The 2,285-nt window shown below is 60.5% G+C and carries 2 protein-coding genes; both read left to right on the forward strand.

Features of this window, described 5'->3' with window-relative positions:
- Nucleotides 1-1,293 (forward strand): replicative DNA helicase (gene dnaB / locus NW857_RS06155; protein WP_414368331.1); only part of this gene is annotated, 1,293 nt, incomplete at its 5' end.
- Nucleotides 1,294-1,410: 117 nt separating this feature from the next.
- Nucleotides 1,411-2,285 (forward strand): universal stress protein (locus NW857_RS06160; protein WP_414368334.1); only part of this gene is annotated, 875 nt, incomplete at its 3' end.

Below are 2,285 nucleotides of genomic sequence, written 5' to 3' on the forward strand. Positions count from 1 at the left end.
AGCCTCATCCCTGCTTCTGAGGTTTTGGTGAACATCTTCTCGGATCTGGAGGAGAAGTTCCAGAGCGGGGCTCAGATCCCTGGGATCCCGACCAAATTCATCGACCTCGACAACCTGACCCAGGGCCTGCAACGCTCGGATCTGGTGATCCTGGCCGGTCGCCCCTCGATGGGGAAAACCAGCTTGGCCCTTAACATTGCCCAAAATGTAGCCGCCTACGTCAGGCAGCCGGTGGCCATTTTCAGCCTAGAGATGTCGCGGGAGCAACTGGTGCAGCGGCTTTTGGCCAGCGAGGCCCGCATCGACAGCAGCCGCCTGCGCGCGGGGCGCATCAGCGAGCACGAGTGGCAGCGTCTGGGGCAGGCGATTGGCTTTTTGTCGCAACTGCCCCTGTTTATCGACGACACTCCCGATTGCACCGTTACGGAGATTCGCTCTAAGGCGCGGCGCTTGCAGGCGGAGCAAGGAGGAACGTTGGGGCTGGTGTTGATCGACTACTTGCAACTGATGCAGGCATCCGCCGCCGACAACCGAGTACAGGAACTGTCGCGCATCACCCGCGGCCTCAAGGCGCTGGCCAAAGAGCTGATGGTGCCAGTGCTGGTGCTCTCTCAGCTCAGCCGGGCAGTGGAGTCGCGCTCCGATAAGCGTCCGCAACTGGCGGATTTGCGGGAATCCGGCTGCCTGGCGGGGGATACCCAGGTGATGGACGTGGATCGGGGCAAGCTCTGGCGGCTGGAACAACTGGCGGCCCTGCCAGCCTCAGCAGAACTGCCCCGCCTGCTCAGCCTCAACGGGCGCGGGCGCCTGGTGCCCCAACAGCCGGTGAAGGTGTTTTGCAGTGGCCGGCAGCCCACCTGTCTTTTGAAAACCCGCCTCAACTTCTCCATTCACGCCACCGGCAACCATCCTTTCTTGACGTCAGAGGGATGGAAACCCCTCGACGAGCTGCAACTGGAAGAGGAGGTGGCGGTGGTGGTACAGGAAGGGTTGATCTGGGATCCGGTGGTGTCGATTAGCGAGCCGGGGGAGCCCCAGCCGGTCTACGACATCGAAATGCCCCGCCACCACAACTTTGTGGCCAACGGCCTGCTGGTACACAACAGCATCGAGCAGGACGCCGATGTGGTGATGATGATCTACCGCCCGGAGTACTACGATCCCAACACCAGCGATCGCGGCATTGCCGAGGTGATCATCGCCAAACATCGCAACGGTCCCACCGGCACCGTGCGCCTTTTGTTTGAAAGCCAGTACACCCAGTTTCGCAACCTGGCGGATCCCTATCGCTAAAGGCAAACCCGCTGGTGCCTGGTTCCTCCGGCAATTCCAAGAGCAAGGCAGGGGGGTGTTAGCTTAGGATAGCTGACAGCTTCAGCCGAGCTTGGCCACTGCCCTTTTTATCCCCTCATGTTTAAAAACGTTTTAATTGCAACCGATTGCCAAGATGGCCTGCAAAGGTTTGGCAAGTGCTTAGATGCCCTACACAGCAACGGCATTCAACGCCTTGTTTTCTTGCACAGCCTGATTTGGAAAGATGACGATATCGGCCTTCCCGAAGACCCCACCCCCAAAATAGAAACCAAGAAGGCCCAGTTTCGCCAGCTTTTGGGCACCATTCCGGAGGGGCTGGAGGCTAAGGTTTTGGTGCAGGTGGGCCAGCCGGTGGATCTGATTTTAAAAGGGATCCAAACTTACAGCTCCGACCTGCTGATCACAGGCATGGGGATCCACAACCTGCTCACGGAAAAACTGTTTGGCAGCACCACCGTGGAGCTGCTGCCTAGGTTGAACATCCCCCTGCTGGTGATGCGCCCGCAACTGCTGGCCGTCTTTACCCTCGAGGAGCTGCGCCTGCGCAGCCGCCACCTATTTCGCTCTCTCCTGGTGCCTTTTGACTTTGAGGAGCCGCGCCGGCAACTGCTCAGCCGTCTCGGCCAACTGCTGCCGGGGACTTCCCAGTGCCAATCGGTTACCCTGCTCTATGTGGTGGATCCCGGCGCCCGCCGCAACCAGGGAACGCCGGTGGAGGTGCTCAAACGCAAGGCTGAGGCCGATTTGGCTCAGGTAGTCGGGCCGTTGAACGAGCAGGTGCAGCCGCTGCAGGTGCGGGCTCTGGTACGGGTGGGATCGCCGCTGCAGGAGATCCTGGCCACCGCTGCTGCCGAGGACGTAACTGCCATCGCCACCGCCTCTCCGCGGGTGGGCAGCTTTTGGGAGTGGTCGGTTCGCAGCCTCACCGGCGAGATCCTGCGGCAAAGTTGGCATCCGGTGTTGTTTTTCCC

The organism is Synechococcus sp. H55.9 (assembly GCF_047462355.1).
Taxonomy (GTDB): Bacteria; Cyanobacteriota; Cyanobacteriia; order Thermostichales; family Thermostichaceae; genus Thermostichus.